The sequence below is a fragment of the Streptomyces sp. NPDC050619 genome, assembly GCF_040654815.1.
Taxonomy (GTDB): Bacteria; Actinomycetota; Actinomycetes; order Streptomycetales; family Streptomycetaceae; genus Streptomyces.
Genome location: NZ_JBFAIR010000024.1, coordinates 85,534 through 108,840 on the forward strand (window position 1 = coordinate 85,534; position 23,307 = coordinate 108,840).

Sequence of the window (23,307 nt, forward strand, 5' to 3'; positions counted from 1 at the left end):
TACCGGTCAGTAACCTGACCGTTCGTGACCAGTCGATACAGATCACCCGAGCGTCTCAACTCCCTGTCTCCGCGCCGCCGTACGGTCGTCAAGGCCGCGGCCGCCACCGCCGTGCTGGCCGGTCCGCTCGCCGCCGCCCTGCCGGCCCGAGCCGCCGACGAGACCCCCGCCTTCCCGCACGGCGTCGCCTCCGGCGACCCGCTGCCGGACGGCATCCTGCTGTGGACCCGCGTGACGCCGACCGCCGAGGCGGTACCCGGCTCCGGGCTCGGCCCGGACACCGAGGTCGGCTGGATCGTCGCCAAGGACAAGGCGCTGACGAACATCGTCGCCAAGGGCTCCGTCACCGCGACCGCCGCCACCGACCACACCGTCAAGGCGGACGTGCGCGGCCTGGAACCCGCGACCGACTACTGGTTCCGGTTCTTCGCCGGGGGCACCGACTCCCCCGTCGCCCGCACCCGCACCGCGCCCGCCGCCGACGCGTCCGTCGCGGGCCTGCGCTTCGGCGTGGTCTCCTGCGCCAACTGGGAGGCCGGCTACTTCTCCGCGTACCGCCACCTCGCGGCCCGCGGCGACCTGGACGCCTGGCTGCACCTGGGCGACTACATCTACGAGTACGGCACCGGCGAGTACGGCACCCGCGACACCGTCGTACGGCCGCACGCGCCGGCCCACGAGATCCTCACGCTGGCCGACTACCGCACCCGGCACGGGCGTTACAAGTCCGACGCCGACCTCCAGGCCCTGCACGCGACCGCGCCCGTCATCGCCATCTGGGACGACCACGAGTTCGCCAACGACGCCTGGTCGGGCGGGGCCGAGAACCACACCGAGGGCGCCGAGGGCGCCTGGTCCGCCCGTCAGGCCGCCGCCAGGCAGGCCTACTTCGAGTGGATGCCGGTGCGCACGGCGATCGCTGGCACCACCTACCGGCGGCTGCGCTTCGGCCGGCTCGCCGACCTCTCGCTCCTGGACCTGCGCTCCTTCCGCTCGCAGCAGGCCGCCGTCGGCAACGGCTCCGTCGACGACCCGGACCGTACGCTCACCGGCCGCGCCCAACTCGACTGGCTGAAGGCGGGCCTGAAGTCCTCCGACACCGCCTGGCGGCTGGTCGGCAACTCGGTGATGATCTCGCCGTTCGCGATCGGTTCGCTGACCGCCGATCTCCTCGAGCCGCTCGCCGAGCTGCTGGGCCTGCCGAAGGAGGGCCTCGCCTTCAACACCGACCAGTGGGACGGCTACACGGACGACCGCCGGGAGCTGCTGTCACACCTGCGCTCGAACGCGATCCGCAACACGGTCTTCCTGACCGGCGACATCCACATGGCGTGGGCCAACGACGTGCCGGTGAACGCCGGCACGTACCCGCTGTCCGCCTCGGCCGCCACGGAGTTCGTGGTCTCGTCGGTGACCTCCGACAACCTCGACGACCTCGTGAAGGTGCCCGAGGGCACGATCTCCGCCGTCGCCGCGCCGATCATCAAGGCCGCCAACCGGCACGTCCACTGGGTCGACACCGACCGCCACGGCTACGGCGTCCTGGACATCACCGCCGACCGCGCGCAGATGGACTACTACGTGCTGTCCGACCGCACGAAGCCGGACGCGACCTCCGCCTGGGCGCGTTCGTACCGCACGCGCAGCGGCACGCAGAAGGTGGAGCGGACCTACGACCCGGTCTGAGGCCCCTTCAGAGGCTCTCCAGGAAGCCGAGCGCCACCCGCCAGGTGGCCTCGGCGGCCTCCTCGTCGTAGTCCGGCAGGTCGGGGTCGGTGTAGAGGTGGCCGGCCCCGGCGTATCGGTAGATCTCGACGTCGGCGCCCGCTCTGCCCATCTGTAGATACCAGGCGGTCAGCCAGTCGTCCGTCTCGAAGGGATCCGGTTCGGCCACGTGCAGTTGCACGGGCAGCTCGTCCACGCTCACGCCCGGCGCGATGTCGGACGTGCCGTGCAGGAGCAGCAGCCCGCGCGCCTTCGCGTCGCCGAGCGCGAGCGTCTGCGCGATGGAGGCACCGAGCGAGAACCCGGCGTAGACCAGCCGCCGCTCCGAGTAGGGCGCGGCGGCCAGGACGGCCCGCTTGAGCAACTCGTCCTTGCCGATCTCGTCCTTGAAGGCCATGCCCTCCTCGACCGTCTCGAACGTGCGCCCCTCGAAGAGGTCCGGCGTCCACACCTCATGCCCGGCGGCGCGCAGCCGGTCGGCCGCCGCCCGCACGGCGGGCCTGAGGCCATGGGTCGAATGAAAGAGCATGATGTCCATGAGGCCATGGTGCCAGCCGGGTACGACAGCGCGGCTGCCCGGCCGTATCCAGATTCGCGCCGAGATCACATGTTCATGAGCACCCGCGGGCGGTTACGTTCGTGGGCATGGAGAACGTACTCCGCCCGCTGATCGTGATCGGTGGGTCGGTCGTGCTCACGCTGCTCATCGGCTGGGCCACCGACCTTCTGCTGCGCAAGGCCGACGAACGCCACCGCGAGACCCCGATGTGGGGTTTGCTGCGCCGGGGCCGCATCCCCTACCAACTCGTGCTGTGCGCGGCCATGTTGAGAGGGTCGTACGACGAGGCGGGGATTCTTCAGCAGAACCGGACCGGAATAGGCCGGACGCTCACGCTGATCCTCATCGGGGCCACCGCCTGGCTGGTGATCCGTATCGCCGCGGCGATAGTGGAGACCACGTACACCCGCTACGCGCGCGCCCACCGCGATCCGGCCCGGGTCCGGCGCGTGCGGACCCAGGTGTCCCTGATCATGCGCGTGGTCTCCGCGGCCGTCGGCGTGGTGGCGGTGGCCACGATGCTGCTGACGTTCCCGGCGTTCCGCGCGGCGGGCGCCTCGCTGCTGGCCTCGGCCGGCATCCTCGGCATCGTCGCCGGTGTCGCCGCCCAGTCGACGCTCAGCAACATGTTCGCGGGGCTCCAGATCGCGTTCGGCGACATGGTGCGCATCGGCGACACGGTCGTGGTGGACGGCGAGTGGGGCACGATCGAGGAGATCACACTGACGTTCCTGACCGTACGGACCTGGGACGAACGCCGGATCACGATGCCCGTCTCGTACTTCACGTCCAAGCCCTTCGAGAACTGGTCGCGCGGCACCCCGCAGATGACCGGCATCGTCTACTGGCACGTCGACCACACAGCACCACTGGACGCGATGCGCGAGAAACTGCGCGACATCCTGCGCGGGTGCCCGGCCTGGGACGGCCGCGCCTACGGCCTGGACGTCACCGACACCACCCCGAACACCATGCAGGTACGGGCCCTGATGACGGCCAAGGACGCGGACGACATCTGGACGGTACGGGTCACGGTCCGCGAACAGATGATCCGCTGGCTGTCCCAGGACCACCCGTACTCCCTGCCCCGCGTCAACACGGCGGACGCGGTCCTGCCCGACAGCCGCAGGGACGGCAGCCCGTCCCGCGACGGCGCGAGCCCGCGCCGCGCGAACGAACCGAGGTGGACGGGCCCGGTCCGCTGACGGAAAGCCCGCTAGGCCGGGCGCCGACGGGGGGCCGCGTCGGCGTTAGAGCACGCGCCGCATCGCCCGGTGCGGGATCCCCGCCTCCAGGTACTCCGCGCCGTACGCCACGTACCCCAGCCGCTCGTAGAACCCCAGCGCGTGTGTCTGCGCGTGCAGATCGACCGCCGCGAGCCCACGCGCGCGTGCCGCGTCCTCGATGGCCGCCACGAGGGCGGCCCCGACGCCGAGCCCACGCGCGGCCTGTGTCACCGCGAGCCGGCCCAGCGAGCCCACCGCCGGGTCGCCGTCGGTCTTCGCCGCGGCCGCCTCGCCGTACAGCAGCCGACCGGTCCCGAGCGGTGTGCCGTCCTCGCGGATCGCGAGCACATGCACCGCGCCGGCGTCGTACGCGTCGTACTCCAGGTCCGCGGGGACCCCCTGCTCGCCGACGAAGACCTCCTTGCGCACCGCGAAGCACGCCTCGCGGTCGGCGGGGTCCTCGGCGACACGCACCAGGTACGGCCGGCTCACGCGTACGTCTCCTCCCGGACCTGGTCCAGGGCCTGCTGGAGGTCGTCCGGGTAGTCGCACCCGAACTCCACCCACTGCCCGTCACCAGGGTGCTCGAAGCCGAGCCGAACGGCGTGCAGCCACTGACGGGTCAGGCCCAGCCGCTTGGCGAGCGTCGGGTCCGCGCCGTACGTCAGGTCGCCGACGCAGGGGTGGCGGTGGGCGGCCATGTGGACGCGGATCTGGTGGGTGCGGCCGGTCTCCAGCTTCACGTCGAGCAGGGAGGCCGAGCGGAACGCCTCGATGAGGTCGTAGTGCGTGACGGACGGCTTGCCCTCGGCCGTGACCGCCCACTTGTAGTCGTGGACCGGGTGGCGGCCGATGGGCGCGTCGATGGTGCCGCTGGTCGGGTCCGGGTGTCCCTGGACGAGCGCGTGGTAGCGCTTGTCGACCGTGCGCTCCTTGAACTGGCGCTTGAGCGAGGTGTACGCGTACTCGGACTTCGCCACGGCCATCAGGCCGGACGTGCCCACGTCCAGGCGGTGCACGATGCCCTGGCGCTCGGCGGCGCCGGAGGTCGAGATGCGGTATCCGGCGGCGGCGAGTCCTCCGATGACCGTCGGCCCGGTCCAGCCGGGGCTGGGGTGCGCGGCCACGCCGACCGGCTTCACGATCACGACCACGTCATCGTCGTCGTGCACGATCTCCATGCCCTCGACCGGTTCGGCGACGACCTGCACGGGCGCGGGCGCCTGCGGCATCTCGACTTCGAGCCAGGCCCCGCCGTGCACCCGCTCGGACTTCCCGACCACCGAGCCGTCGACCGTGACCTTCCCCGCCGCGGCGAGCTCGGCGGCCTTCGTACGGGAGAAGCCGAACATGCGCGAGATGGCGGCGTCGACACGCTCGCCCTCCAGGCCGTCGGGCACGGGCAGGTTACGGATCTCGGGAATGGTGCTCACCCGTCGAGTATGCCGGACGGGTCCGACAACGCCGTACGCCAGCCTGCGCGCTCAGTCCTTGTGGACGGTCCCGTCGGGGTCGAGACCCTTGAACGACAGCAGCACGATCAGGACGCCCCCGCACACGATCGCGGAGTCGGCCAGGTTGAAGACCGCGAAGTGCTTGGGCGCGATGAAGTCGACGACCGCGCCCTCGAAGACGCCGGGCGAGCGGAAGATCCGGTCGGTGAGGTTGCCGAGCGCACCGCCGAGCAGCAGGCCGAGCGCGATCGCCCAGGGCAGGCTGTAGAGCTTGCGGGCGAGGCGGGCGATCACCACGATCACGGCCGCCGCGATCATCGTGAAGATCACCGTGAAGGCCTCGCCGAAGCCGAAGGCCGCGCCCGCGTTGCGGATGGCCTCGAACCTCAGCCAGTCCCCGATGATCTCGATCGGCTCGTGGTGCTCCAGCTTGGCGACCACGATCATCTTGCTCACCAGGTCCAGCGCGTACGCGAAGATCGCGACGGCGAACAGGACGGCGATCCGCCGCTTGCCCCTGGGCCGCTCGCCGGAGCTCTCCCGCCCGCCCGAACCGGAATCCGGCCCGGACGACTGCTCCCGCTCGGCCCCCGCTCCGTCCGGGGTCTCCGGCGTACCGATGATGCGCTCCGCCTCTGCCACGTGAGTCCCTCGACCTAGGTACCTGACTGAGGACGAGAGTACGGCACGCCCCTCGGCCCCCGGATACTTATCAGTACCGACGTTCGGTCTTCTGCTTGCACTCGACACACAGGGTGGCCCGCGGGAACGCCTGCATACGCGCCTTGCCGATGGGGTTGCCGCAGCTCTCGCACAGGCCGTACGTGCCCGCGTGGAGCCGTTCCAGGGCGCGCTCGGTCTGGAGGAGCATCTCGCGCGCGTTGGCCGCGAGGGCCAGCTCGTGCTCGCGCGTGATGTTCTTCGTGCCGGTGTCCGCCTGGTCGTCGCCCGCGCCGTCCCCGGAGTCCCGCATCAAGCCCACGAGGGACGCCTCGGAGGACGTGATCTCGTTACTCAGCCGCGTCGCCTCGGATGTCAGTTCGACACGAGCTTCCTCGACCTCTTCCGGGGTCCAGGGGTCCTCGCCGGGGCGCACCGCGAGCTCGCCGGGCTCCGCCGCGGCGGGCCGTGCCTTGGGAACGGCGGTCTTCGCCGCCGTGGCCGTGCCAGGAGTCTTCTTCGCAACCACTGTCGTGGCTCCCGTCTGCTCCGCGGCCTCGGCCGCGCCCGCCTTCTTGGCCGTGCTCTTCTTGACCGTGCTCTTCTTGGTCGCACTGTTCGTAGAGGCGCTCCTCAAGGGGACGCGCTCGTCAACGGCGCCTTTCGAGGCACCGGTCTTCTTGGCTGCTGTCTTCTTGGGTGCTGTCTTTTTCGTAGCCGCCTTTTTCGTGACCGCCTTCTTCGGAGACGCCTTCTTCGCTGCGACCTTCTTGGCCGATGCCTTCTTGGAGAGAGCACCCTTGGAAGCGGTGACCTTCTTCGCAGCGGTCTTCTCGCCAGTGGTCGTCTTCGCGTCGCCAGCGGTCGTCTTCGCGGCAGCCTTCTTCGCCGGCGCCGCTTTCTCCGCCACCGCCTTCTTCACTCCGGTCTTCTTCGCCGCCGTACCCACCGTCTTCACCGCCTTGGCCGCCCGCCTGGCCGACCCCCCCTGCGCGCTCTTCTTCCCGCCCACATCCTTGGCCGCACCGCCGGAGGCCGGTGTGGACCTGCCGGACGCCGACTGCTGTACGGCGGTCTTCTTCGCCACCATGGCCGCGGCCCCTTCACATATTGTGATCTTGCTCGCGAATCGTGCTGGGACGATAAATCGACTTGAGTCCCGCGGCAACGGGGCGCACCGCCCGATTCGCCCGCCTCGCAGATGCCGCGCGGCAAACCTGCATGCGTTGTGCCCAGCTCCCCGCCGGGTAATCCGCCGGGCCGCACGTCCCAGGATCCGAACGCGGGCACCTCGCCATTCGGGTCAGCACGGGCTGCGCCGAACCTCCGCGCCCGGAGCGCGAAAACCGGTCGGCCACTGTCCCCGCGGCGCCGTACACTGGCCGGAGCGAAAAAGCGTGGATGGGGACGAGTAGCGTCGTACGCAGCCCAGAGCGACCCGGGGACGGTGGAAGCCCGGGGGCGAGCGCGACGTGAAGATCACCCCGGAGCCGCCGGAAGAACGCCTTGGACAGTGGGCTCCGCCCACGGGCCCCCAGGTGAGTAGAACCGGCATCGCGACCCCAATGAGGGGGCTCACCGGTGTGCGTGCCGCACCGGGGGCCAAGGAGGGTGGTACCGCGGGAGCGCGCCGAAAGCGGCGCAGGAAAGACACAGCTCTCGTCCCTCCGGACGGAAGGCAGCAAGTCCGCCGGAGGAAGCTCGCTGATGACAACGCCGACATACCGCCAGGTGCCCGCCCAGGTCGACCTGCCCGCGCTGGAGCACGCCGTGCTCGACCTGTGGCGCGAGCAGAAGATCTTCGCCAAGACCCTGGAGCAGTCCGAGGGCCGCCCCGAGTGGGTGTTCTACGAGGGCCCGCCCACCGCCAACGGCATGCCCGGCGCCCACCACATCGAGGCCCGCGTCTTCAAGGACGTCTTCCCCCGCTTCCGCACCATGCGCGGCTACCACGTGGCCCGCAAGGCCGGCTGGGACTGCCACGGCCTCCCGGTCGAGATCGCCGTGGAGAAGGAGCTCGGCTTCAACGGCAAGAAGGACATCGAGGCGTACGGCATCGCCGAGTTCAACGCCCGGTGCCGCGAGTCCGTGACCCGGCACACCGACGCCTTCGGCGAGCTGACGACCCGCATGGGCTACTGGGTCGACCTCGACGACGCCTACTGGACCATGGACCCGGAGTACGTCGAGTCGGTCTGGTGGTCGCTCAAGGAGATCTTCAACAAGGGCCTGCTGGTCCAGAACCACCGCGTCGCCCCCTGGTGCCCGCGCTGCGGCACGGGCCTGTCGGACCACGAGCTGGCACAGGGCTACGAGACGGTCGTGGATCCGTCCGTGTACGTCCGTTTCCCGCTCACCTCCGGTCCGCTCGCCGGCCAGGCCGCGCTCCTGGTCTGGACGACGACTCCCTGGACGCTGGTCTCCAACACGGCGGTCGCCGCGCACGCCGAGGTCACCTACGTCGTCGCGACCAACGGCGAGGAGCAGCTCGTCGTCGCCGAACCGCTCCTCGCCAAGGCGCTCGGCGAGGGCTGGGAGACCACCGGCCAGACCTTCACCGGCGCCGACATGGAGCGCTGGACATATCAACGACCGTTCGAGCTGGTCGAGTTCCCCGCCGGGACCGAGACGCACTACATCGTCAACGCCGACTACGTCACGACCGAGGACGGTACGGGCCTGGTCCACCAGTCCCCCGCCTTCGGTGAGGACGACCTCAAGGTCTGCCGCGCGTACGGCCTGCCCGTCGTGAACCCGGTCCGCCCGGACGGCACCTTCGAGGCGGACGTCCCCCTGGTGGGCGGCATCTTCTTCAAGAAGGCGGACGAAAAGCTCACGGAGGACCTCCAGCAGCGCGGTCTCCTCTTCAAGCACATCCCGTACGAGCACAGCTACCCGCACTGCTGGCGCTGCCACACCGCGCTCCTCTACTACGCGCAGCCGTCCTGGTACATCAGCACGACCGCCATCAAGGACCGCCTCCTCCAGGAGAACGAGGACACCAACTGGTTCCCGGACACGGTCAAGCACGGCCGGTACGGCGACTGGCTGAACAACAACATCGACTGGGCGCTGTCCCGCAACCGCTACTGGGGCACCCCGCTGCCGATCTGGCGCTGCGAGGACGACCACCTCACCGTCGTCGGCTCCCGCGCCGAGCTCACCGAGCTGACCGGCACCGACCAGTCGGGCCTGGACCCGCACCGCCCGTACATCGACGACGTCACCTTCGCCTGCCCGCAGTGCCAGAAGACGGCCACGCGCGTGCCGGAGGTCATCGACGCCTGGTACGACTCGGGTTCGATGCCGTTCGCGCAGTGGGGCTACCCGTACAAGAACAAGGAACTGTTCGAGTCCCGCTACCCGGCGCAGTTCATCAGCGAGGCCATCGACCAGACCCGCGGCTGGTTCTACACGCTGATGGCCATCGGCACCCTGGTCTTCGACAAGTCGTCGTACGAGAACGTCGTGTGCCTGGGCCACATCCTCGCCGAGGACGGCCGCAAGATGTCCAAGCACCTGGGCAACACCCTGGAGCCGATCCCGCTGATGGACCGGCACGGCGCGGACGCGGTGCGCTGGTTCATGGCGGCCGGCGGCTCCCCGTGGGCGGCACGCCGCGTGGGCCACGGCACGATCCAGGAGGTCGTCCGCAAGACGCTCCTCACGTACTGGAACACGGTCGCCTTCCAGGCCCTGTACGCCCGTACGTCTGGCTGGGCACCGTCCGAGGCCGATCCGGCCCCGGCCGACCGTCCCGTCCTCGACCGCTGGCTCCTGTCCGAACTGCACGCGCTCACCGACCAGGTCACCCAGTCCCTGGAGGCGTACGACACCCAGCGCGCCGGCAAGCTCCTGTCGGCGTTCGTCGACGACCTGTCCAACTGGTACGTACGCCGCTCCCGTCGCCGCTTCTGGCAGGGCGACAAGGCGGCGCTGCGCACGCTGCACGAGGTCGTGGAGACGGTCACCAAGCTGATGGCCCCGCTGACCCCGTTCATCACCGAGCGGGTCTGGCAGGACCTGATCGTGCCGGTCACCCCGGGCGCCCCGGAGTCGGTGCACCTGGCCTCCTGGCCGACGGCGGACCTCACGGCGATCGACCCCGAACTGTCGAAGCAGATGGTCCTCGTACGGCGGCTGGTGGAGCTCGGCCGTGCCACGCGCGCGGAGTCGGGCGTGAAGACGCGCCAGCCGCTGCGGCGCGCGCTGGTCGCGGCGACGGGCTTCGACAGGCTCAGCCCCGAGTTGCACACGCAGATCACGGAGGAGCTGAACGTCGAGTCGCTGGCGTCGCTGTCCGAGGTGGGCGGCTCGCTGGTCGACACGACGGCGAAGGCCAACTTCCGCGCCCTCGGCAAGCGTTTCGGCAAGCGCGTCCAGGACGTGGCGAAGGCCGTCGCGAACGCGGACGCCGCCGCCCTGTCCCTGGCACTGCGCGAGGGCACGGCATCGGTGGAGGTCGACGGTGAGACGATCACGCTCGCCCCGGACGAGGTCATCATCACGGAGACCCCGCGCGAGGGCTGGTCGGTGGCCTCCGACTCGGGCGCCACGGTCGCGCTCGACCTGGAGATCACCGAGAAGCTGCGGCAGGCGGGCCTGGCCCGTGACGCGATCCGCCTGATCCAGGAGGCCCGCAAGAACAGCGGCCTGGACGTGGCCGACCGCATCGCACTGCGCTGGACGGCGACGGACCCGGCGGTGATCGCGGCCCTGTCCGAGCACTCCGCTCTGATCGCCGAGGAGGTTCTGGCCACAGACTTCGCCCAGGGCGAGGCGGCGGACGACACGTACGGATCCCCGTTCACCGACGAGGGCCTGTCCCTGACGTTCCGCCTGCGCAAGGCGTAACCGCACCCCCAACCCCCCAGCGCACGCACCAAGGCCTGGGTCTCCGAATCTCCTTCGGTGACCCAGGCCTTCGGCGTTGCGTACCCCTGCCCGAACAGGCATGGCAAAGCAACGGGCACGGCAAAAGGGCGGGGCCCCGGATCTGAAAATCCGGGGCCCCGCCCTGAACGCTGCCGACTTCTACGCCGTATTACCAACCGTCAGTTGGCCACCGACCGTCAGTTGTCATCCTCGTCGATCAAGAAGCCGCGCATCGGCGAGGGAGCCTGCCCCATCGGGGACGGACCCTGCGGCCGAACCGGCGCCATCGGCTGCGTCATCGCGGGCGACATCTGCTGCTGACCGCCGTAGGACGGAGGCGCGGGCGACGGGCCGCCACCCATGCCCTGGTTGCCACCGCCGTACGACGGGGCGCTCGCGCCGGCCGGAGCCATGGAGGGCGCCGGGGACGGCGGCAGCGACGGGGCCGCCGGGGCGCGCGGCGGAGCCAGCGAGTCGTCGGCCTGGGTCTCCAGCTGGCGCAGCTGCGACTCCAGGTACGACTTCAGACGCGTGCGGTACTCGCGCTCGAAGCCCCGCAGGTCCTCGACCTTGCGCTCCAGCGTGGCGCGGGCGGACTCCAGGGAGCCCATCGCGACGCGGTGCTTCTCCTGCGCGTCCCGCTCCAGGGCGTCGGCCTTGGCACGGGCGTCCCGCTCGAGACCCTCGGCACGCGAACGCGCCTCACCGACGATCTTGTTGGCCTCGGACCGGGCCTCGGCGATCGCCTGGTCGGCGGTCTGCTGAGCCAGCGAGAGGACACGGGCGGCGCTGTCGCCACCAGGGCCCTGACCGGGGCCGCCCATCGGACCGCCCATGGGGCCACCCATCGGGCCGCCCATCTGCTGCTGCATGGGGGGCTGGCCGCCCATCGGGCCCTGGCCCATGGGGCCTTGGCCCATCGGACCGTGACCCTGCGGGCCGCCCTGGCCACCACCGGGACCGGCAGGCAGCTGCGGTGCACCGCTCGGCAGCTGGGGCGGGCCACCCATGGGGCCACCCATCTGCTGCTGCGGCGGGCCAGATATGCCGGCGGGCACCGGAGCGCCGGGACCTCGCATGCCCTGCTGGGGCATACCCTGCTGAGGCATCCCTTGCCCCTGCTGGGGCATTCCCTGCCCCTGCTGAGGCATCCCTTGCCCCTGCTGCGGCATCCCCTGCTGTTGCTGCTGGTCCTGTGGCTGTTCGGGAGGCTTGCGCATGTTCTGCTGGTTCTGGGCAGCAGCACGCGTGGCCGCGGCCAACTTGGCGCGCAGGTCCTCGTTCTCGCGGAGCAGGCGGGTCAGTTCGGCTTCGACCTCATCGAGGAAGGCATCGACCTCGTCCTCGTCATAGCCTTCTCGGAGGCGGACGGTCGTGAACTGCTTGTTCCGCACGTCCTCGGGGGTCAACGGCATTTCTTCACCTCAACGTAGTCATCGGCAGTCGGCAAGACCGTATCGTCCACAGTCACCCCGCGAGGTTCCCCACGACGGTGATCAGGATGTAGACGATGATCATCAGGACGAAGAAGGACAGGTCGAGCGCCACGCCCCCGAGACGCAACGGCGGAATGACCCGCCGCAGAAGCTTGAGCGGTGGATCGGTCACAGTGTAGGTGGCCTCCAGAACGACCACCATCGCCTTGCCGGGTTGCCACGAGCGGGCGAACTGGAAGACGTAGTCCATGACCAACCGGAAGATCAGCACGATGAGGAAGCACATCAGCGCGATGTAGATGACCTGCAAGACCACGCTCATGACCCGCGCTTCCCTCTCCCCTGTCCCGTACTGCGATGTACTGCTGGTACTGCCGATTCCGGTAGTGCGTCTCAGCTCTGGTTGAAGAACCCGCCCTCTGCGATGCGGGCCTTGTCCTCCGCCGTGACATCGACGTTAGCAGGCGACAACAGGAACACCTTCTGCGTCACCCGCTCGATGCTGCCGTGAAGACCAAACACCAAACCGGCCGCAAAGTCGACAAGTCGCTTGGCGTCTGTGTCATCCATCTCAGTCAAATTCATGATCACCGGGGTGCCCTCACGGAAGTGTTCCCCGATAGTACGGGCCTCGTTGTAGGTCCGGGGGTGAAGTGTGGTGATCCGGTACGGCTCTCGTTCGGACACGACCTTGGGCATGATCACCGGTGCGTTCTTCTCCAGGCTTGCGCGTTCTTGTGTGATGGATGCCACGGGCGCGATGCGCGCCGGGCGCCCGGATTCCGCGGCGAGCGAAGCGGATCGGGGCATGGGATCGCGTGACACAGGGGGCTGCACCACTCGTACCGGTTCGTCTCTTTCAGACTGATGTGCCTGATGCGACTGGTGCGAGCCATGCGACTGATGGGACGGCTCGTGCCGTCGACGGTCCCGCTCGGGCTCCGGGTCCAGTTCGGGTTCGAAGTCGTCGTCGGGGTCGAAACCGCGGCCGTCGTACCCATCGTCCTCCACGAGGCCGAGGTAGACCGCCATCTTGCGCATCGCGCCGGCCATTGCTCTGAGTCCTCCGCTCTGTGGTGGATCGGCTGACTATTGCCAAGTGCCCGCGATCCACGAGGTCGTTATGCCCGCCAAGTGGCGGTAATGACCATATTTTCTGCTGTGGTCCGACTTCTTGGCGACGTTACCCGAGCCTGGGGCGGACGCCGAGTACCGCAGTGCCGACGCGCACATGTGTCGCTCCGGCCGCCACGGCTTGCTCGAGGTCCGCACTCATCCCTGCCGAGACCATGTTCGCAGCCGGATGGGCTCTGCGCAGGTCCGTCGACAAATCCATCAGCCGCTCGAACGCCGCCTGTTGGTGCCCCGCGTACTCCCCGGTGAGCGGGGCGACGGTCATCAGCCCGTCGAGCCGCAGCCCCGGAGCGTCGGCGACGAGGTCCGCCAACTCCTCGATTCCGCCGGGCCCTACGCCACCTCGCTCTCCCCTTCCGCCCTCACCCGCGTCCAGCGCTACCTGGATGAGACATCCCACTTCGCGCCCGACCCGCACGGCCTCCTTGGACAGAGCTGTGACGAGCTTGGAACGATCGACGGACTGTACGACATCCGCGTAACCGACCACAGATCGCACTTTATTGGTCTGCAATTGACCAACGAAGTGCCAAGCAAGGGGCAGATCAGTACATTCGGCAGCTTTCGGCGCCGCGTCCTGATCGCGGTTCTCGGCGACATGCCGCACCCCGAGTTCGGACAGGATCCGCACATCGCTCGCCGGATAGGTCTTGGTGACCACGATCAGGGTCACTTCTTCACGCTTGCGCCCGGCGGCCACGCACGCTGCGGCGATGCGTTCCTCCACTTTCACCAGATTTGCGGCGAGTTCGCCTTTACGGTCCGTCATGCCCCACTCAGTCCAGCCAGACATAGCCCGCGAGCCGACCCGTGGTGCGGTCGCGGCGGTACGAGAAGTGATCCCCCGACTCCAGCGTGCACACCGGCGACTGCGCCCGGTCGCGCACCCCGAGCCGCTCGAGCTGGGCGTGCACTCCGGCGGTCACATCGACCGCGGGCGTGCCCCAGCTCGTCTCGGCGTGCGCCGCCGGCTCCACGGCGGCCACGTCGGCGCGCATCTCCTGAGGCACTTCATAGCACCGGCCGCAGACGGCGGGCCCGGTGCGCGCGACGATCCGGGACGGCTCGGCGCCGAGTTCCACCATGGCCCGTACGGCGGCGGGGACGACCCCGGCGACCATGCCGGGCCGGCCGGCGTGCGCCGCGGCGGCGATCCCGGCGACGGGATCGGCGAGCAGGACGGGCGTGCAGTCGGCGGTGAGGACGGCGAGGGCGAGTCCGCGCCGGGCGGTGACGACCGCGTCGACCGGCGGGATCCCGGAGGCGGAGTCCCACGGTCCATCCACCACGGCCACGTCCGCCCCGTGCACCTGGTTCATCCAGACCACCTGGGCGGGATCGAGGCCGAGGGACTTGGCGGCCAGCTCGCGATTGGTCCGTACGGCGTCGGGGTCGTCGCCGACCGCTCCGCCGAGGTTGAGCTCCTCGTACGGAACGGCGCTCACCCCGCCCCACCTGTCGGTGAAGGCGAAGTGCGCGCCGTTCGCGGTGCTCGTTGCGGAGCGCTGTCCTATCACTTCAGGAAGTCCGGCACGTCCAGTTCCTCGGCCGAGCTGTCCGTGTAGGACCGCGACGGCGGGACCGGCGGGGAGACCGGAAGGTCGGCCACCGGCTCGGCGGCCGGCTCCGGCTCCTCCTTCGGCGTGACGCTGCCGAGCGAGCCGAAGCTCGGGCGGCTCTCGTTCTGCCGTACCGGAGTGGGCTCCTCGCGTCGGGCCGAGGCGGAGGACGAGCCGAGGACGTTGTCCCGCTTGGAGGGCGGCTGGCCGCCGTCGAAGCCGGCCGCGATCACGGTGACCCGGACCTCGTCGCCGAGGGCGTCGTCGATGACCGCGCCGAAGATGATGTTGGCCTCGGGGTGCGCGGCCTCGCTCACCAGCTGGGCGGCCTCGTTGATCTCGAACAGGCCGAGGTCGGAGCCGCCGGAGATGGAGAGCAGCACGCCCCGGGCGCCGTCGATGGACGCCTCGAGCAGCGGGGAGGAGATCGCCATCTCGGCCGCGGCCACCGCGCGGTCGTCGCCGCGGGCCGAGCCGATGCCCATGAGGGCCGAACCGGCCTCGGACATGACCGACTTGACGTCGGCGAAGTCGAGGTTGATCAGGCCGGGCGTGGTGATGAGGTCGGTGATGCCCTGAACACCGGAGAGCAGGACCTGGTCCGCCGACTTGAAGGCGTCGAGGACCGAGACCTGGCGGTCCGAAATGGACAGCAGCCGGTCGTTCGGGATGACGATGAGGGTGTCGACCTCTTCGCGGAGCTCGGCGATGCCGTCCTCGGCCTGGTTCGCGCGGCGCCGTCCCTCGAAGGTGAACGGGCGCGTGACCACGCCGATGGTGAGGGCGCCGAGCGTGCGTGCGATGTTGGCCACGACGGGCGCGCCGCCGGTGCCGGTGCCGCCGCCTTCACCGGCCGTGACGAAGACCATGTCGGCCCCCTTGAGGACCTCCTCGATCTCCTCGCGGTGGTCCTCGGCGGCCTTGCGGCCGACAGCCGGGTTGGCTCCGGCGCCGAGTCCGCGGGTGAGTTCGCGGCCGACGTCGAGCTTGACGTCGGCGTCGCTCATCAACAGGGCCTGTGCGTCGGTGTTGATGGCGATGAACTCGACGCCCTTGAGACCGACTTCGATCATCCGGTTGATGGCATTGACACCACCGCCGCCGACACCGATGACCTTGATGACTGCGAGGTAGTTCTGCGGTGCTGCCACGTCGAAGGCCTCTCGCCTCGAATTACGTTGCCGCCGCCTCGCGGATGTACCGCGGTCCGACGACAGATGCCGAATGGGACGGTCCGAACGCCGACCCGAACCCTAACGTTGAAGTTTAGGGTTACCAGTGTGTCTGTTCCCTGGAGTCTTCTGAACAGGACACTAAGTCGACAAGTGGCGCACGTTCAACGAACACGCCGAACCTCCCGTTTTTCTTTTCACCCTATGTGATCAGCCGTAGCGCTGCCCAACCAGGGTGCTGGCCTGCGCGGATGTGCGTCAACTCCCTGATGACGCGGGCGCGGTGGGAACGCTGACGTCGAAGTGCCGGGCACCAGGGGCGGCTTTCATGAGAGCCGTGAGAGTACGGGACTTCGCGGCGCCCTGCTCGCCGCTTCCCCATGCGACGGTCCGGCCGTCGATCAACTCCAGTGAGATGTCGTCGTACGAACGCACCTTGACGGCACGGGTGTCACGGGCGACGGCGGCCGGAACGGCACCGGCCACCCGGACCGCCTCGCGCACCAGTCGGTCCTCGCCGAAGCGGCGCAGGCTCGCGGCGCGCGAGTCCGGCTGGGAGAGCGTCAATTCCAGCGCGGGAACGCCTTTCGGGGCTTGCGAAACCGTGGCGAATCGGACACCTTCATCGTCCACTTCGACAAAGTTTCGGCCCTTTTGGACGAGCAGAACCGGCGTGCGTTCGGTCACTTTCAGCCCGATTCCATGAGGCCAGGAACGGACCGCGTCAACCGCGTCAATTCGGGGCAATTTCCGGCGCAGTCGTGCCTCGATCGCATCGGTGTCGACGGAAATCAACGGCGATCCCACCGGCACGTCGGCGGCCTCGCGCACCTGCGCGGGCGTCAGAACCCGGGTACCGGAGACGGCGACACGCTCCACGCGCAGCCAGTTCGAGCCGTACAACAGCCAGACGGAGCCTGCGCCGAGGAGCACCAGCGCCACCGCGAAGATGATGATCGTACGAAGCTCGGGTGGCTTGAGCCTGCGGACGGGCGGCGGGCCGGACGACTCCTGCTGACGTTCACCACGCTCGGCGGTCGTCGATCCGGCCACGCTACCTGCCCTTCTCTCACTTACGCTCAGCGACGTGCACGGCTGGCGGCGATCGCCTCGTACACCATGCCGACGAGCAGGTCGTCGGCGTCCCGGCGGCCGAACTCGGCGGCGGCGCGGGACATCTCGTACAACCGGTGCGGGTCGGCGAGCACGGGCAGGACGTTCTGCTGCACCCACTGCGGGGACAGTTCCGCGTCGTCGACCAGCAGTCCCCCGCCGGCCTTGACCACCGGCTGGGCGTTGAGCCGCTGTTCGCCGTTGCCGATGGGCAGCGGGACGTAGGCGGCCGGGAGCCCGACGGCGGAGAGTTCGGCGACGGTCATCGCGCCCGCGCGGCAGAGCATCATGTCGGCCGCGGCGTACGCGAGGTCCATCCGGTCCACGTACGGTACCGGGATGTACGGGGGCATTCCCGGCATCTGCTGCACCTGCGGCAGTTCGTTCTTCGGGCCGACCGCGTGCAGGATCTGGATCCCGGCCTGCTGGAGGTACGGCGCCACCTGCTGCACCACCTCGTTGAGCCGGCGCGCGCCCTGCGAACCGCCGGAGACCAGCAGCGTCGGCAGGTTCGGGTCGAGTCCGAAGGCGGCGCGGGCCTGGGGACGCATGGCGGCCCGGTCGAGGGTGGCGATGGTACGGCGCAGCGGGATGCCGATGTAGCGGGCCCCGCGCAGCTTGCTGTCCGGGGTCGAGACGGCGACCTGGGCGGCGTACCGCGAACCGATCTTGTTGGCGAGGCCGGGCCGGGCGTTGGCCTCGTGGATGATGATCGGCACGCCCAGGCGCTTGGCGGCGAGGTAACCGGGCAGGGCCACGTAGCCGCCGAAGCCGACGACCGCGTCCGCCTTGGTGCGCTCCATGATCTGCTCGGCGGCCTTGATCGTGCCGCGCAGCCGGCCCGGGACGGTGATCAGCTCGGGGGTGGGCCTGCGGGGCAGCGGTACCGCGGGGATCAGCGCGAGCTCATAGCCCCGCTCCGGTACGAGCCGGGTCTCCAGGCCGCGCTCCGTGCCCAGGGCCGTGATTCCCACGGTCGGGTCCTGCCTGCGCAGGGCGTCCGCGAGGGCGAGCGCGGGCTCGATGTGGCCGGCGGTCCCCCCACCGGCGAGTACGACATGCACCGAAATTCACCGCTCTCCGGACGTACGCGCCGCCGAGGCACGCCGTCGCATCGTGTTCCATCTGCGAGGCCCCCGCACAGGGCCTCCCGCCCGCTTTCTACCAAAGCGGGGTTGCCGCATCGAAAGTGCCATCCGCGCAGCGGGGTCCTCACGCGCGAAGGCGATCAGCAACCCGATGGCGAACATGGTCGGCAGCAGGGCGGAGCCCCCGTAGGAGAACAGCGGGAGGGGGACGCCGGCGATCGGCAGCAGACCGAGCACCGCACCGATGTTGATCACCGCCTGAGCGGTGATCCAGGTGGTCACACCTCCCGCGGCATACCTCACGAAGGGGTCCTCCGTGCGTCCGGCCACGCGGATACCCGCATAGCCTAGAGCCGCGAAGAGGGCGAGCACCGACAGCGTCCCCGCCAGGCCCAGTTCCTCACCGGTGACGGCGAAGATGAAGTCCGTGTGCGCCTCCGGGAGTTGGCCCCATTTTTCCACACTCGCACCGAGCCCGGAACCGAAGAGTCCGCCGGAGGCGAGGGCGTAGATCCCGTGCACGGCCTGCCAGCAGTCGGCCACTCCGGCCTTCGGCTCGGTGGCGCCGATGCACTCGAGGCGGGCCATGCGGTTGGGGCTGGTCTTGATGAGGATCATGCCGAGCGTGGCGGCGATCGACAGCACCCCCACGAACAGCCGCGTCGGCGCGCCCGCCAGCCACAGCAGGCCGAACAGGATCGCGGTGAGGATGATCGCCGTACCCATGTCGCCGCCGAGCATGATCAGCCCGAGCAGCATGAAGGCGGCCGGCACGAGCGGCACCAGCATGTGCTTCCACTGGGCCAGCAGCTTCTTGTCCTGCTTGCGGGCGAGCAGATCGGCGCCCCACAGCACCAGCGCGAGCTTGCCGAACTCACTGGGCTGGATCTGGAAGGAGCCGCCGAGGGAGATCCAGTTCTGGTTGCCGTTGACCGACATCCCTATCCCCGGGATCTGCACCAGGGCCATCAGGAAGACGGCGCCCGCCAGGATCGGGTAGGCGAGCGCCCGGTGCAGCTTCACCGGCATCCGCGCGGCGGCCAGCATCAGCACCCCGCCGATGACGGCGGCCAGGAGCTGCTTGCGAAAGAAGTACGAGCCCGGCAGCGACATCTGCAACGCCGTGATCTGGGAGGCCGAGTAGACCATCACCAGTCCGAGCACGGTGATCAGCAGACTGCCGCCGAGGATCAGGTAGTACGCCGTCAGCGGCCGGTCCCAGGCTCGGCGGGCGCGCGTGTACAGGCGCAGGAAGGGGTTCTCGCGCGGTGTGCGAGGAGCTGCGGGGCGTCGGACGGCGCCCCGCTGCGCGGGCGGCCGACCGGTCCGGCTACCGGGCATCGGCTTCTCCCGCCCGATCGAGCCAGGGCCACATCCGAGTCACGCGTCCCTCCAAGGGTCCCGATACACCCGCCGTGGCCGAGACCCACCGTCAGGTGCCCGCGCCGAGCTCGCGAACGGCCTGAGCGAACGCGTCACCGCGCTGGTTGTAGTTGGCGAACATGTCCATGGAGGCACAGGCCGGGGCCAGCAGTACAGTGTCGCCCTCGACCGCGAGCCGTCGCGCCTCCCGGACTGCCTGGAGCATCGCCCCAGTGTCGGTCCGGTCGAGGTCGACGACGGGTACTTCCGGGGCGTGTCGCGCGAGGGCTTCACGGATGAGCGCGCGGTCCGCGCCGATCAGGACGGCACCACGAAGTCGCTTTGCCGACTTGGCGACCAGTTCGTCGAAGGTCGCGCCCTTCGCCAGACCGCCCGCGATCCACACGATCGACTCGTACGCCGCCAACGAGGCCTCGGCCGCGTGGGTGTTGGTGGCCTTGGAGTCGTCGATGTAGGCGACCTGGTCCACGTCCGCGACGTGCGCGATGCGGTGGGCGTCCGGGGTGAAGGCCCGCAGGCCGTCGCGTACGGCGGTGGGGGGCACCCCGAAGGCGCGCGCGAGGGCCGCCGCCGCAAGGGCGTTGGCGATGTTGTGCGGGGCGGGCGGATTGACGTCGGAGACCTCCGCCAGCTCCTGGGCGTTCTTGTGCCGGTCCGCCACGAAGGCGCGGTCGACCAGGATGCCGTCCACGACGCCGAGTTGGGAGGGCGCGGGCGTGCCCAGCGTGAAGCCGACGGCCCGGCAGCCCTCCTCGACCTCGGCCTCGCGCACCAGGTCCTCGGTGGCCTTGTCGGCGACGTTGTAGACGCAGGCGACGCGATTGCCTTCGTAGATACGGCCCTTGTCGGCGACGTACGCCTCCATGGAGCCGTGCCAGTCGAGGTGATCGGGGGCGAGGTTCAGCACGACCGCCGAGTGCGCCCGCAGGGAGGGCGCCCAGTGGAGCTGATAGCTCGACAACTCCACGGCCAGCACGTCGTACCGCTCCTCGCCCAGCACCGCGTCCAGCAGCGAGACGCCGATGTTGCCGACGGCCGCCGTGCGCAGGCCCGCCGCCTTGAGGATGGAGGCGAGCATCTGGACGGTGGTGGTCTTGCCGTTGGTGCCGGTGACGGCGAGCCAGGGCGCGGCGTCGGGTCCGCGCAGCCGCCAGGCCAGTTCGACGTCGCCCCAGACCGGCACGCCCGCTTCGCGTGCCGCCGTGAACAGCGGCTTGTCGGGCTTCCAGCCGGGTGCGGTGACGATCAGGTCGGTGCCGTCGGGCAGGGTAGCGCCGTCGCCGAGCCGGACAGTGATGCCCAGGGCCTCCAACTCGGCGGCCTGCGCACGGGAGCGCTCGTCGTCGCCGTCGTTGACGACCGTGACGTGGGCGCCGAGGCCGTGCAGCACCTTGGCCGCCGGGATACCGGAGACGCCGAGCCCGGCGACCGTGACGCGCTTGCCCTGCCAGTCGGTCACTTCTCCGCCGCCCATCCCGCGTAGAAGAGGCCCAGGCCGACCATCACACAGATGCCCTGGATGATCCAGAAGCGGACCACCACCAGGACTTCTGACCAGCCCTTGAGTTCGAAGTGGTGCTGGAGGGGCGCCATCCGGAAGACGCGCTTGCCGGTCATGCGGAAGGAGCCGACCTGGATGACGACCGACATGGTGATGAGGACGAACAGGCCGCCCATGATGGCGACCAGCAGCTCCGTGCGGGAGAGGATGGCCAGGCCCGTGAGGACACCGCCGAGGGCGAGCGAGCCGGTGTCGCCCATGAAGATCTTGGCCGGTGAGGTGTTCCACCACAGGAAGCCGAGGCAGGCACCCATCAGCGCCGAGGCGATGACCGCCAGGTCGAGCGGATCGCGTACCTCATAGCAGGCGTTCGGGTTGGTCAGGGTCTGCGCGTTGGCGCAGGACTCCTGGAACTGCCAGACGCCGATGAAGGTGTAGGCGCCGAAGACGAGGACGGAGGCACCGGTCGCGAGGCCGTCCAGACCGTCCGTGAGGTTCACGCCGTTCGACAGCGCGAGGATCATGAACAGCGCCCAGACGACGAACAGCACCGGGCCGATCGACCAGCCGAAGTCCGTGATGAACGACAGCTTCGTGGAGGCCGGGGTGTTGCCGCGGGCGTCCGAGAACTGGAGCGCGAGCACCGCGAAGCTGATGCCCACGAGCAGCTGGCCGGCCAGCTTCGCCTTGGCCCTGAGGCCCAGCGAACGCCGCTTGACGATCTTGATGTAGTCGTCCAGGAAGCCGACCAGGCCCATGCCGACCATCAGGCCGAGCACCAGCACGCCCGAGTATGTCGGGGCCTGGCCGGTGATCACCTTGGACAGGAAGTAGGCGGCGACCGTCGCCAGGATGAAGGCGATACCGCCCATCGTCGGCGTACCGCGCTTGCTGCCGTGCGTGCGCGGGCCGTCGTCACGGATGTACTGGCCGTAGCCCTTGCGTGCCAGGAGCTTGATCAGCAGCGGGGTGCCGATCAGCGTCAGGAAGAGACCGATGACGCCCGAGAACAGGACCTGCTTCATCATCGGGCATCAGCCCCGTCCTCGAGCAGCGCCTGCGCCAGGCTCTCGAGCCCCACGGACCGGGACGCCTTCACGAGTACGACGTCCCCCGGGCGCAACTCGCTGCGCAACAGGTCGATCGCCGCCTGTGCGTCGGACACGTGCACCGACTCCTCACCCCACGAACCCTCGTTATATGCGCCCAGTTGCAGCCAGGACGCTTCCCTGCCCCCGACCGCGACGAGCTTGCCGACATTGAGCCGGACGGCGAGCCGTCCGACCGCGTCGTGCTCGGCGAGCGCCTCGTCCCCGAGCTCGGCCATCTTGCCGAGCACCGCCCAGGTCCGCCGCCCCCTACCCATGGCCGCGAGCGCGCGCAAAGCCGCTCGCATGGACTCGGGGTTCGCGTTGTAGGCGTCGTTGACGACCGTCACGCCGTCCGGGCGCTCGGTGACCTCCATCCGCCAGCGGGAGAGGGAGCCCGCCTCGGAGAGCGCGGTGGCGATCTCTTCCGCGGACATGCCCAGTTCGTGGGCGACGGCGGCCGCGGCGAGCGCGTTCGACACGTGGTGCTCACCGTACAGGCGCATGGTCACTTCACTTGCACCGGAGGGTGTGTGAAGCCTGAAGGAGGGCTGTCCGCTGTCCGTGAGTCGCACGTTCTCGGCGCGTACGTCCGCTTCGCCGGACTCTCCGAAAAGGATCACCTTCGCCTTCGTTCGGGACGCCATGGCCCGTACGAGGGGATCGTCGCAGTTGAGGACCGCCGTACCGTCTTCCGGAAGGGCTTCCACGAGTTCGCCCTTGGCCTGCGCGATCTGCTCGCGGCCGCCGAACTCGCCGATGTGGGCGGTGCCGACGTTGAGCACCAGGCCGAGCTTCGGGGGCGTCAGGTCGGTGAGGTAGCGGATGTGGCCGATGCCGCGGGCGCCCATCTCCAGCACGAGGAACTTCGTCTCCTCGGTGGCGCTGAGCGCGGTCAGCGGCAGCCCGATCTCGTTGTTGAACGAGCCGGGCGTGAACACCGTCGGCGCCTTGTGCCTCAGCACCTGGGCGATCAGGTCCTTGGTGCTGGTCTTGCCCGCGGAGCCGGTGAGGGCGACGAGGGTGGCGCCGAGCCGTCGTACGACATGGCGGGCGAGGGCGCCGAGGGCCGTCTGGACGTCCTCCACGACGATCGCGGGCACGCCGACGGGGCGCGACGCCAGTACGGCGACGGCGCCCCCTTCGATCACCGCCCGCGCGAAGTCGTGGCCGTCCACGTGTTCGCCGACGAAGGCGGCGAACAGGGTGCCGGGCTCCACCTCGCGGGAGTCCCGGACGACCGGTCCGGTGACCTGGACGGACGGATCCGGTATGTCGTAGGTCTGCCCGCCGACGACTGCTGCGATCTCGGCGAGAGAGAGGGCGATCACAAG

At 69.6% G+C, this 23,307-nt stretch carries 20 protein-coding genes; 3 read left to right on the forward strand and 17 right to left on the reverse strand.

Annotated features, from left to right (window positions below; genetic code table 11):
- Nucleotides 1-24 precede the first annotated feature (24 nt).
- Entirely contained in the window at nucleotides 25-1,686 is a 1,662-nt protein-coding gene (locus AB0I77_RS33460) for an alkaline phosphatase D family protein (protein ID WP_363286497.1), read from the forward strand.
- 7 nt (nucleotides 1,687-1,693) lie between these two features.
- On the opposite strand, the gene AB0I77_RS33465 is transcribed toward AB0I77_RS33460, so the two are convergent.
- Complete coding sequence (locus AB0I77_RS33465; protein WP_363286498.1) at nucleotides 1,694-2,263, reverse strand: dienelactone hydrolase family protein; 570 nt, start codon at nucleotides 2,261-2,263, stop codon at nucleotides 1,694-1,696.
- Between the two features lie 107 nt (nucleotides 2,264-2,370).
- Here AB0I77_RS33465 and AB0I77_RS33470 point away from each other — a divergent pair, with 107 nt between their 5' ends.
- Complete coding sequence (locus tag AB0I77_RS33470) at nucleotides 2,371-3,489, forward strand: mechanosensitive ion channel domain-containing protein (protein ID WP_363286499.1); 1,119 nt, start codon at nucleotides 2,371-2,373, stop codon at nucleotides 3,487-3,489.
- Between the two features lie 45 nt (nucleotides 3,490-3,534).
- On the opposite strand, the gene AB0I77_RS33475 is transcribed toward AB0I77_RS33470, so the two are convergent.
- From AB0I77_RS33475 to AB0I77_RS33490, 4 genes are all read right to left on the reverse strand, one after another.
- Nucleotides 3,535-4,002 (reverse strand): GNAT family N-acetyltransferase, encoded by a 468-nt coding sequence (locus AB0I77_RS33475; RefSeq protein WP_363286500.1) that lies wholly within the window; start codon nucleotides 4,000-4,002, stop codon nucleotides 3,535-3,537.
- Nucleotides 3,999-4,943, reverse strand: coding sequence for an RluA family pseudouridine synthase (locus AB0I77_RS33480; protein WP_363286501.1), 945 nt, complete (start codon nucleotides 4,941-4,943; stop codon nucleotides 3,999-4,001). Before AB0I77_RS33480 ends, AB0I77_RS33475 begins: the two co-directional genes overlap by 4 nt.
- A 51-nt stretch (nucleotides 4,944-4,994) precedes the next feature.
- Nucleotides 4,995-5,606, reverse strand: a complete 612-nt coding sequence (lspA, locus tag AB0I77_RS33485; protein ID WP_363286502.1) for a signal peptidase II — start codon at nucleotides 5,604-5,606, stop codon at nucleotides 4,995-4,997.
- Between the two features lie 70 nt (nucleotides 5,607-5,676).
- Nucleotides 5,677-6,714, reverse strand: a complete 1,038-nt coding sequence (locus AB0I77_RS33490) for a TraR/DksA family transcriptional regulator (RefSeq protein ID WP_363286503.1) — start codon at nucleotides 6,712-6,714, stop codon at nucleotides 5,677-5,679.
- Between the two features lie 617 nt (nucleotides 6,715-7,331).
- Between AB0I77_RS33490 and ileS the strand changes: the two genes are divergently transcribed.
- A complete protein-coding gene (ileS, locus tag AB0I77_RS33495) occupies nucleotides 7,332-10,478 on the forward strand; it encodes an isoleucine--tRNA ligase (RefSeq protein WP_363286504.1) in 3,147 nt (1,048 codons plus the stop codon).
- 218 nt (nucleotides 10,479-10,696) lie between these two features.
- On the opposite strand, the gene AB0I77_RS33500 is transcribed toward ileS, so the two are convergent.
- The 12 genes from AB0I77_RS33500 to murF all read right to left on the reverse strand — a co-directional run bounded on the left by AB0I77_RS33500 (nucleotide 10,697) and on the right by murF (nucleotide 23,304).
- A complete protein-coding gene (locus AB0I77_RS33500; RefSeq protein WP_363286505.1) occupies nucleotides 10,697-11,914 on the reverse strand; it encodes a DivIVA domain-containing protein in 1,218 nt (405 codons plus the stop codon).
- Nucleotides 11,915-11,966: 52 nt separating this feature from the next.
- Nucleotides 11,967-12,257: a YggT family protein gene (locus AB0I77_RS33505; RefSeq protein WP_363286506.1), complete on the reverse strand. Its 291-nt coding sequence runs from the start codon at nucleotides 12,255-12,257 to the stop codon at nucleotides 11,967-11,969.
- A 71-nt stretch (nucleotides 12,258-12,328) separates the two neighbouring features.
- The gene (sepF, locus tag AB0I77_RS33510; RefSeq protein ID WP_363286507.1) at nucleotides 12,329-12,988 is read right to left on the reverse strand and encodes a cell division protein SepF; all 660 of its coding nucleotides are present in this window, start codon (nucleotides 12,986-12,988) and stop codon (nucleotides 12,329-12,331) included.
- A 130-nt stretch (nucleotides 12,989-13,118) separates the two neighbouring features.
- Nucleotides 13,119-13,838, reverse strand: a complete 720-nt coding sequence (locus tag AB0I77_RS33515; RefSeq protein WP_363286508.1) for a YggS family pyridoxal phosphate-dependent enzyme — start codon at nucleotides 13,836-13,838, stop codon at nucleotides 13,119-13,121.
- Between the two features lie 7 nt (nucleotides 13,839-13,845).
- Nucleotides 13,846-14,586 (reverse strand): peptidoglycan editing factor PgeF, encoded by a 741-nt coding sequence (gene pgeF / locus AB0I77_RS33520; protein WP_363286509.1) that lies wholly within the window; start codon nucleotides 14,584-14,586, stop codon nucleotides 13,846-13,848.
- Entirely contained in the window at nucleotides 14,583-15,779 is a 1,197-nt protein-coding gene (gene ftsZ, locus AB0I77_RS33525; protein ID WP_363286510.1) for a cell division protein FtsZ, read from the reverse strand. Before ftsZ ends, pgeF begins: the two co-directional genes overlap by 4 nt.
- 279 nt (nucleotides 15,780-16,058) lie before the next feature.
- Complete coding sequence (gene ftsQ, locus AB0I77_RS33530) at nucleotides 16,059-16,853, reverse strand: cell division protein FtsQ (RefSeq protein WP_363286511.1); 795 nt, start codon at nucleotides 16,851-16,853, stop codon at nucleotides 16,059-16,061.
- Between the two features lie 26 nt (nucleotides 16,854-16,879).
- Nucleotides 16,880-17,977, reverse strand: coding sequence for an undecaprenyldiphospho-muramoylpentapeptide beta-N-acetylglucosaminyltransferase (gene murG, locus AB0I77_RS33535; RefSeq protein ID WP_363286512.1), 1,098 nt, complete (start codon nucleotides 17,975-17,977; stop codon nucleotides 16,880-16,882).
- A 6-nt stretch (nucleotides 17,978-17,983) separates the two neighbouring features.
- Nucleotides 17,984-19,342, reverse strand: coding sequence for a putative lipid II flippase FtsW (ftsW, locus tag AB0I77_RS33540; protein ID WP_363286513.1), 1,359 nt, complete (start codon nucleotides 19,340-19,342; stop codon nucleotides 17,984-17,986).
- Between the two features lie 91 nt (nucleotides 19,343-19,433).
- Nucleotides 19,434-20,858, reverse strand: a complete 1,425-nt coding sequence (murD, locus tag AB0I77_RS33545; protein WP_363286514.1) for a UDP-N-acetylmuramoyl-L-alanine--D-glutamate ligase — start codon at nucleotides 20,856-20,858, stop codon at nucleotides 19,434-19,436.
- Entirely contained in the window at nucleotides 20,840-21,913 is a 1,074-nt protein-coding gene (mraY, locus tag AB0I77_RS33550) for a phospho-N-acetylmuramoyl-pentapeptide-transferase (RefSeq protein ID WP_363286515.1), read from the reverse strand. The genes murD and mraY overlap by 19 nt, the downstream gene beginning before the upstream one ends.
- Nucleotides 21,910-23,304: a UDP-N-acetylmuramoyl-tripeptide--D-alanyl-D-alanine ligase gene (gene murF, locus AB0I77_RS33555; protein ID WP_363286516.1), complete on the reverse strand. Its 1,395-nt coding sequence runs from the start codon at nucleotides 23,302-23,304 to the stop codon at nucleotides 21,910-21,912. The genes mraY and murF overlap by 4 nt, the downstream gene beginning before the upstream one ends.
- Between the last annotated feature and the right edge of the window lie 3 nt (nucleotides 23,305-23,307).